7 protein-coding genes are annotated in these 8,950 nt (G+C 40.5%); all 7 read right to left on the bottom strand.

The window, feature by feature from the left end; genetic code table 11:
• A partial coding sequence (locus ACIQZ2_RS04570) for an efflux RND transporter permease subunit (protein ID WP_395767661.1) occupies positions 1 to 3,001 on the bottom strand: 3,001 nt, incomplete at its 3' end.
• A 14-nt stretch (positions 3,002 to 3,015) separates the two neighbouring features.
• On the bottom strand, positions 3,016 to 4,035 hold the full coding sequence (locus ACIQZ2_RS04565; protein ID WP_395767660.1) for a glycosyltransferase family 9 protein: 1,020 nt from the start codon (positions 4,033 to 4,035) through the stop codon (positions 3,016 to 3,018).
• A gap of 7 nt (positions 4,036 to 4,042) precedes the next feature.
• Positions 4,043 to 5,134: an efflux RND transporter periplasmic adaptor subunit gene (locus ACIQZ2_RS04560; protein ID WP_395767659.1), complete on the bottom strand. Its 1,092-nt coding sequence runs from the start codon at positions 5,132 to 5,134 to the stop codon at positions 4,043 to 4,045.
• Between the two features lie 77 nt (positions 5,135 to 5,211).
• Entirely contained in the window at positions 5,212 to 5,694 is a 483-nt protein-coding gene (locus tag ACIQZ2_RS04555; protein WP_395767658.1) for an Lrp/AsnC family transcriptional regulator, read from the bottom strand.
• A complete protein-coding gene (gldH, locus tag ACIQZ2_RS04550; RefSeq protein WP_395767657.1) occupies positions 5,681 to 6,169 on the bottom strand; it encodes a gliding motility lipoprotein GldH in 489 nt (162 codons plus the stop codon). Before gldH ends, ACIQZ2_RS04555 begins: the two co-directional genes overlap by 14 nt.
• Before the next feature lie 3 nt (positions 6,170 to 6,172).
• Positions 6,173 to 7,639 carry a regulatory iron-sulfur-containing complex subunit RicT gene (gene ricT / locus ACIQZ2_RS04545; protein ID WP_395767656.1) on the bottom strand — a complete coding sequence of 489 codons (1,467 nt, stop codon included), beginning with the start codon at positions 7,637 to 7,639 and terminating at the stop codon, positions 6,173 to 6,175.
• 21 nt (positions 7,640 to 7,660) lie between these two features.
• Complete coding sequence (gene purD, locus ACIQZ2_RS04540) at positions 7,661 to 8,947, bottom strand: phosphoribosylamine--glycine ligase (protein ID WP_395767655.1); 1,287 nt, start codon at positions 8,945 to 8,947, stop codon at positions 7,661 to 7,663.
• Between the last annotated feature and the right edge of the window lie 3 nt (positions 8,948 to 8,950).

Raw genomic sequence — 8,950 nt, 5'->3', positions numbered from 1 at the left:
GGGTTGTTGAAAATAACATACCACCTACTACCGCAATACCCATTGATACACGGCTAGTTGATCCAGACCCTAAAGCTAATGCAATAGGCAAAATACCTAAAATTGTACATAAAGAGGTCATGACAATCGGTCTAAAACGTGCCGTGGCTGCATTTTTAACCGCATCCATCTTAGTCAATCCATTCTCTTTTTGCTGGTTGGCAAATTCCACAATCAAAATACCATTTTTGGTTACTAGACCAATCAATACAATGATACCAATTTGCGAAAAGATATTTAATGTTTGGCCAAAATCCCAGAGGGATAATAAAGCTCCTGCAACGGCCAATGGAACCGTAAATAAAATAATAAATGGGTCTATGAAGCTTTCAAATTGTGCAGAAAGTATCAAATAAATCAATAAAATGGCTAGAGCAAAGGCAAACAACAAAGAAGAACTTGACTCCTTGAACTGCTTACTTTGACCATCATAGGCTGTTGAGAATGATTCGTCAAAAGTCTCCTTTGCCAGTTTATCCATTTCGTCAAGCGCTTCTCCCAAGGTAACCCCTTTCGCCATTTGCGCCGTTACTGTAGCTGCCGAATAGCGGTTGAAGCGGAATAATTGCGGAGGTGTACTTTGTTCCGTTATCTTAACCATATTGTCGAGTTGGATTAAATCCCCCCGATTATTTTTAACATATAACGATTTTAAGTCATTCACATCATTTCGTAAAGAGCGGTTGATTTGACCAATAACCTGATATTGTTTACCATCCATGATAAAGTAGCCAAAGCGTCTACCTGAAAGACCTAATTGCAAGGTTTGTGCAACATCCTGAATAGATACGCCCAAATTCTGTGCTTTTGCACGATCGATTTCCAAGCGTAATTCAGGTTTAGTGAATTTTAAGTTGATATCTGAAATCTCAAACTTGGGGGAATCGCGAACTTTTGCCATAAACTGTGGCATCATTTTCTTCAACTTGTCGAAATTCGGAGCCTGAACAACAAAGGCAACAGGTAATCCGCCACCACCTCGTTGGCCCGTTTGAAGCGTAGGCTCTTGGATTACGATGGATTTCGCGCCTGAAAATTTCTTTACCTTAGGCTGAAGCGCGTCCACAATGGCTTGCTGGCTTCTACGTACGGAATCATTTAACAGAATCCGGATCATGCCTGAATTAGAACCTGCATTACCAAAGCCCGGAGAGGTGATGGTATAAATAGCGCTTCTTTCTTTTTCTGGAATCTCCTCCATGATGGCTTTGGTAATGTCATCTGTGAAGTTTAACATATAATCAAAGGTAGCGCCCTCAGGAGCGGTTGCACTCACCCGCAATTGTCCGCGGTCTTCCAATGGAGCTAATTCAGATGGAATTGCCCCTGTTTTAAATAGTCCGTAGATGACGCCAATTAATCCGATCATAATCACCCAAGCAACCCAGCGCACCCGAAGGAAAGAATTAAGCGAGTTCTCGTATGCCGTTGTCATCCACACAAAAAATGGTTCCGTAACCCTGTAAAACCAAGGTTTATTATGGCCCCCCTTTAATAATTTCGAACTTAACATCGGGGTTAAGGTCAATGAAACAAATGCCGAGATGATAACGGATCCTGCAACGACAATTCCGAATTCACGGAACAATTGCCCTGTGATACCTTGTAGGAAAATAACAGGTAAGAAAACCGCAGCTAGTGTAACCGTCGTAGAAATAACGGCGAAATAGATTTCTTTTGAACCCGACAAGGCAGCCTCCCATGGACTTAAGCCCTCTTCTATTTTCGTGTAGATATTTTCTAATACAACAATGGCATCATCAACCACTAGACCAATCGAGAGCACAATACCCAATAAAGTCAACACATTGATTGAGAATCCCGCCAAATACATGAAGAAAAACACGCCAATCAGAGACACAGGGATTGCCGTTAATGGAATAATGGTGGACCGCCAATCGCGTAAAAATAAGAAAATGACAATGGTAACTAATAAGATAGCCGTTAAGATAGTCTCCTCTACTTCTTCAATTGATTTTCGCACATACTTGGTATTATCAAAGCCTTCTTTCAATATTACATCACTTGGGATGGTCGTTTGAATTTGCTTGAATTTTTTGTGAATCTGATCGACAATTTCAATTTGATTGGAACCCGGTTGAGGAATTACAGCAATTGAAATCATAGGGACCATATCCCTTTTAAAAAATGTCTTTTCGTTTTCAGGCGCAAGTTCCGCGTTTCCTACATCCGAGAATTTTACGGAACGATCACCCTCTTCCCGGATAATAAGGTTATTAAAATCCTCTACAGATGTCATACGGCCCTGAGTTCGAACAGTTAGTTCTGTATTATTTCCTTCAATGCTACCTGAAGGTAACTCAATGTTTTGCTTTGTTAATGCACTTACAATATCCGGAGCGGTTAATCTAAATGATGCTAAACGCTCAGGGTCGATGTGTAATCGCATCGCATATTTCTTCTCCCCCCACATTTGAACTGAACTCACACCTGGTATTGTCTGAAGTTTTTCTTTGACATTCCGAGTGGCGATTTCATTTAGACTCAATAAGTCGCGTGTGCTGGAGTAGATGTTTAGGTTGTAGATGGGATTTGAATCGGCATCTGCTTTTGAAACTACGGGAGGGTCTACATCCTTTGGAAGCAATGCCATAGAACGAGAAACACGGTCACGAACATCGTTTGCCGCATCTTCAATGTTTACCGCCAAATCAAATTCTACGGTAATGTTTGAACGACCATCTCGACTTGAACTCGAAAGCGTTTTGATTCCAGCAATCCCGTTAATTGATTCTTCCAGTGGTTCCGTAATTTGGGATTCTATGATATCCGCATTTGCTCCGGTATAACTCGTTTGTACGGTAACTACCGGTGGGTCAACCGATGGGTATTCCCTGATTCCCAAATAGGAATAACCAATTAGGCCGAATACAATTATGGTCACCGACATGACAATAGAAAGTACGGGGCGTTTAATGCTAATTTCTGATAATGATGCCATAGGTTGAATAGGTTTTAGGCCAATTTCTTTTCGGGAATTGGATGTATGTTACTTAGTTGTTGCCAAACAATTTCTGTTGGAATTTCGACCGAGGAACCATTTGGATAATGATAAATTGTTGCACGGCCAAGTTCATAAGCGCCTGAGTAAGGCATGTGGTTTTTAAAATTTTTATATTGACCAAGTAAAATTAAACCTGGAACTTCGAAAGCATTTGCAATGTGTGTGGGACCAGAATCAATACCTACGAAAAAATCAGCACCAGCAATTATTTTGGCCATTTCACAAATACTAGTCTTGCCTACCAGTGAAGTGAATTTGGGATGGGAAAAAGATAAGCCATCGGAAACGCCTACTTCAATGATATTCACCTCATATGTTTCAAGCGCCTGTTGAATTAGCTTTACCCAGCCATCATCCCGCCACTCTCGATCTTTACCGTTTGATTTACGATGAATTACCCAGTATTTTGCTGGGAGTTTTGGGGTAGATACCTGGCCTAAATACAGGTATGGCTGTTTAGATTGTTGGTAAGCGATACCGCACAACGCATAAAACCCTCCCAATAAATTTTTATTTACGTAGTAATTACTTTGATTTAATCCAATAAGCTCTGCTTGTGTATTTATCAATTCACGTTTAAAAAAAGGGTCAAAGCGCAATCCACTCAAATGCAAATTATAAAAATGCGTAAATGGGTTATTTCCAGTTAGCCAAATGCTGCTTAACAATGAATTCTCAACTATTACGCGATCAATGTGTGGATGATGTATTAGCAGGTCTTTAAATGTTGATTTAACAATCCAAACGATGCGAGCGTTTGGATGCTTTTTTCTAAGTTCATCTATTATGGGCTCAGCAGCGATAATGTCTCCCAGATGCTCAGCAAGTAAAATGCCAACCACCGGATATTTGATTCTTTCTAGACGAATACTTATGAAAAGTTGGATATAGGATACACATGCCGAAAACCAATAGCTTAGTTTTCGAAACTTATATTCCCATAAGGACCGACTCACATAGATGGATGCCATAAATCCTTTATTCTACAACTTCTTTGATTTCAACTTCGCCGTCCGGTTTTACCTGAATTACACCATTGGTAATGAGCGTATCTCCAATCGAAAGACCCGATAAAATCTCAACACTTTTTTCGCCGCGATTACCTAGTTTAACTTTCACAGGAACCGACTTCCCTTGCTTGACAATGAAAACTTTACTACCTATGGCTTCTGGAATTACGGCTTCAGTAGGGATAAGAATAGCGCTTCCTTTTGATTTTAAGATCAAATTAATTTTGGCGAAAGCTCCCGGAACTAATTGATTCCCTGGATTAGCCGCTACGGCACGAATTTGCAATGTTCTTGTTAACGGGTCTATCTTAGGGTCTACCGCATATACCTTTCCCGTAAAAGTTTTGTCTTCATTTTCCGTTTGAAATTCAACAGTACTTCCTTTTCGGATTTCAGTCGCATATTTTGCTGGGATGGAGAATTCGATTTTAGCTGGATTGGTATTGGTTAGTGTGGCAATTTTAGTTGTAGGGGAAATATAACTTCCTAAGCTGACATAACGGAAACCGATGGTTCCTGAAAATGGGGCCTTTACGGTTGTCTTGATAATTTGAGCTTTCAAATCTTCAATATCAGCTTCGATGGTATTCACAGAGTTTACGGCGATATCATATTCTCTTTGCGAAATGGCTTCTTTCTGTAATAGGATTTTTTGACGCGCTTCATTGTCCTCAGCTAGTTTTTTATTGAAACCTAGTTTACGTAAACGAGCCTGCAAATCATCATCATTAATTCGGAAAAGTACGGTGCCTTTTTGTACAACATCACCTTCTTTGATGTTTAATAATATAATTCTTCCTGCGATTTCAGAACGAATTTCAACTTCTTCATTGGCAAGAATACTTCCTGTGGTATTCACCATGTCATCCAAGCGAGTTGATTTAACTACAGAAACGACTACAGCAGTCTTTCCTCCTCCTTTACCACCCGGGCCACCTTTTTCTTTCTTAGCTTCTTCAGGATTTTTGTTTAAAGCCTGTTTGATTTTCGGATAAAACGCAAGACCTAAGATTAAGGCAATAGACAAGAGGCTTACGATCGATTTGGTTACTTTATTCATCTGTTATTTATATAGTCGGTTTAGGATAATAGTCAAATTACATATTTTCTACTATTTAGCTGTCCTAAATTGTAGGTTTATTGGTCTGTCTTATTTGTTAGCCAGGGTAAAATTTGCTCATTTTGAATCTGATTCATTACGAAATGACTCTGAGCATTTCCGATATTTTTAATACTTGCTAATTTGTGAAGGATGAAATTTCGGTATTCATCCATGTCGGAAACTACAATCTTTAATAGAAAATCACTGTGTCCTGAAACGCAATAACATTCTTGTACTTCGACGAGTGACATGACATCTATTTCGAATTGATTTAAGTATTCAGCGGCATGCTCTTTCAAGGAAATATCGCAAAAAACCGTTAATGATTTCCCTAACTTATTGGGATTGATGGTCGCTTTGTATCCTGTAATTACACCTTCTTTTTCCATGCGCTTGATGCGCTCATGGATTGGGGTAGCACTTAAGCCCAATCTAGATGCCATCTCTTTGTTTGACATAAAGGCATCCTCATGAAGAAAAGCTAATAATTGCTTATCAATGTTGTCAATTTTTGCCATCGTTTTCAGGTGTTTCAATGATGGATGCGCCTGCGGAAATAATTCCTTTCAAGGTGTCAGTTCGCATATATTGCTCTAGACTTATTTGGTATTTCCCTATTTTGGGGAATCGGATTCCTTTGAAAATGGTATATTGGTGGCTGTACATGTCTCCTAGGCCACGGCCTCTTGGTTTACCTGTTTTCACATCATAAAAAAAAGCCTCTACAAATGCACGTTTAACTACCTTACCTTCTGCATTTAGTATTTTGGGTACATAATAAAGATTATAATAGGGGTATTCATTCGATTGGCGTAAAGCTACTTGAACATCATAAGTCTTAACCGTATCAGTCACTTGGAAATCAATAAGAACTTTGTTTTTCTGTAACCAGCCTTGTTCGGCGAGTGAAACAGTCTGGTCTACGAGCGTGTCAGTTTGGCAAGCTACAGCCACTATAGCTGTTAATAGTAGTAATATTCGCTTGAAATACATAGCTTATTGCGCTGCTGGTGCTTCTGATGAACCTCCCTCACGCGGAGGGCGCGGTTTAAATTTCTTCTTAAACTTTTTCTTAAAAGGTTTTGGCGTTACATTTTCGCCATCGGCAACTGGTCCAGCTCCTTCAGGTTTAGGACCTTGTTCTTGCCTTGGATTTCTCTCCGGTTGCGGTCTTTGAGGACGATTTTCTTCACCAACTGTTCCCTGCGTACCTGGTTTAGGACCGCGATTATCTGGTCTTGGGCCTCTCGGATTTTCACGTCCATCGGGTTTAGGACCACGGTTTTCACGAGGCCCTCTATTTTCAAAACGATCTCGACCCCCGCGGTTATTTCCAGGCTTATTTCCAGGTTTTTTCCCGCCATACTTTTTATCCATGCGTTCTAAATCCGAATTCAATTCAGATAAAGATAGCTTTTCTACCACTGGCGCATCAGGATTTAAATCAGCGAAAGATTCAGGAATAATGCCTTTTTTGTTCAACTCAATGATTTCAGCAACTCGGTCGCAACTTACTGGAATCCATATTGCTTCTTCTCCCACAATACCAAACCACATCATCCGCTTAAATATATCGGTCTTCTGTAAGATCGCGTCCCCTTTTTTTGTCTTTAGTCGACCTTCAATCGTTGGGATACCTTTCAAGGCGTCCATATAGGTCTCCAGCTCATAGTTTAAGCAACATTTCAAGCGCCCACATTGCCCGCTTAACTTTACAGGGTTCAATGATAAGTTCTGATAACGCGCTGCTGATGTTGTTACGTTTTTGAAGTCGGTAAGCCATGTCGAACAGCAAAGTTCACGACCACAAACGCCAATGCCACCTAAACGTCCAGCTTCTTGTCGCAAGGAAATTTGTTTCATTTCCACGCGCACTTTAAATTCGGTAGCCAATATTTTAATCAATTCTCGGAAATCAACTCGGTCGTCGGAAGAGTAATAAAATACAGCTTTCGTTCCATCTGATTGAAACTCTACATCAGACAGTTTCATGTTCAATTTTAAATCGCCGATGATTTGTCTTCCACGATACATGGTAGGCATATCGAGTGCCATCATTTGCTCATGTTTTTCAAGGTCTTTATCCGTTGCGATACGAACAATTGACTTTAAATTATCATCATCTTTGATGCTTTTTTTCAACAATTGCAAACGAACTAGTTCACCTTGCAATGAAACAATTCCTAAATGCAAGCCCGTAGTAGACTCAATCATTACCGCATCGCCGGTATGCAGTTCAAGTTGATTAGTATTTCGAAAATATTCTTTACGTCCTCCTTTGAATTTAATTTCAACAATATGAAAACGCTGAAATTGAGGTACATCTAAGTCGGAGAGCCAGTCAAAGACATTCATTTTATTGCAGCCTCCTGTGCCACAACCTCCATTGCTTTGACAGCCCGCGACTTCGCCGGCTATTCCTTTGGATCCACATGATCCTGTTGAACACGATTTACATGCCATAATTTATGCTTGATTGGCGAATTATCCGTTATACCTAAGGACGTCAAGGCCAATATCTCTTCTAAAATTTTTCCCTTCGAATTGGATTGCGAGTGCTGCCTTTTGAGACTTTTGAATCGCTTTCTCCAAGGTATTCGAAGTGCCTGTTAAGGCAATTACTCGTCCACCATTTGTTACGAGTTGGCCGTTTTGCTCCTTTGTTCCCGCGTGGAAAATATGGGCGTCAACCACTTGGTCTAGGCCTGTAATCACATCTCCTTTTGGGTAAACTTCAGGATACCCACCCGCTACGACCATTGTGGTCACCGCGTATTGAGTAGAAAGTTGAATTTTTTCCTCATTCAAAGTCCCTTTGGCAGCCGCAAGGAGTAAAGATAAGAAATCAGATTCGATTCTGGGCAATACAACCTCAGTTTCTGGATCACCCATCCGTGCGTTGTACTCAATGACGTAAGGTTCACCTTCGTGATTCATTAACCCAATGAAGATAAAGCCTTGGTATTTTATTCCGTCAGCTTTTAATCCAGCTAAAGTCGGCTTAATTACGCGATTTTCCACATGTTCCATAAAGGAAGACGTTGCAAATGGCACAGGTGATACGGCACCCATACCGCCGGTATTTAAGCCTTCATCATTTTCTCCAATGCGCTTGTAGTCTTTTGCTTCCGGTAATACCACATAATTTTCTCCATCTGTTAAGACAAATACGGATAATTCAATCCCGCGTAAAAACTGCTCTATAACAACTTTATCAGACGCTGCTCCAAATTTCGAATCAAGCAACATTTCTCTCAACGATGTTTTGGCTTCTTCCAAAGTTTGCGCGATGATTACCCCCTTTCCAGCGGCTAGGCCATCGGCTTTTAAAACAATAGGCAATGATTGTGTGTCCAAATAAGCCAAACCTGCCTCAATGGTTTCTTTTGTGAACGTTTGTGACGCTGCCGTAGGAACACCATGTCGCTGCATGAAATTTTTTGAGAAATCTTTACTGCCTTCTAATTGTGCTCCTTCAGCCCCCGGCCCTACGATGCCAACCTGTTGTAAGTCATCTTGAGATTCAATGTAATCACGAAGCCCTTTAACTAATGGCTCCTCTGGGCCCACAACAACTAATTCAATTTGATGCTTACGAATCGCCTCGACTATGCCTGCTAAATCCGCTACTCCGATGGCTAAATTGGTACCTAAACTTGCTGTCCCCGGATTTCCAGGTGCGATAAATAAACTACTTAGTAATGGGCTTTGAGCGATTTTCCATGCAAACGCATGTTCACGACCTCCTGACCCGATAATTAAAACATTCATATT

This window comes from Aquirufa sp., from assembly GCF_044342065.1.
Lineage (GTDB): Bacteria > Bacteroidota > Bacteroidia > Cytophagales > Spirosomataceae > Aquirufa.
This window is presented reverse-complemented; position numbering and strand designations above follow the sequence as displayed.

Excerpts from the sequence above, each read along its gene's own strand:
- ACIQZ2_RS04560 (WP_395767659.1), bottom strand. The coding sequence starts at position 5,134 with ATGAATAAAGTAACCAAATCGATCGTAAGCCTCTTGTCTATTGCCTTA.
- purD (WP_395767655.1), bottom strand. The coding sequence starts at position 8,947 with ATGAATGTTTTAATTATCGGGTCAGGAGGTCGTGAACATGCGTTTGCA.
- gldH (WP_395767657.1), bottom strand. The coding sequence starts at position 6,169 with ATGTATTTCAAGCGAATATTACTACTATTAACAGCTATAGTGGCTGTA.
- ricT (WP_395767656.1), bottom strand. The coding sequence starts at position 7,639 with ATGGCATGTAAATCGTGTTCAACAGGATCATGTGGATCCAAAGGAATA.
- ACIQZ2_RS04565 (WP_395767660.1), bottom strand. The coding sequence starts at position 4,035 with ATGGCATCCATCTATGTGAGTCGGTCCTTATGGGAATATAAGTTTCGA.
- ACIQZ2_RS04555 (WP_395767658.1), bottom strand. The coding sequence starts at position 5,694 with ATGGCAAAAATTGACAACATTGATAAGCAATTATTAGCTTTTCTTCAT.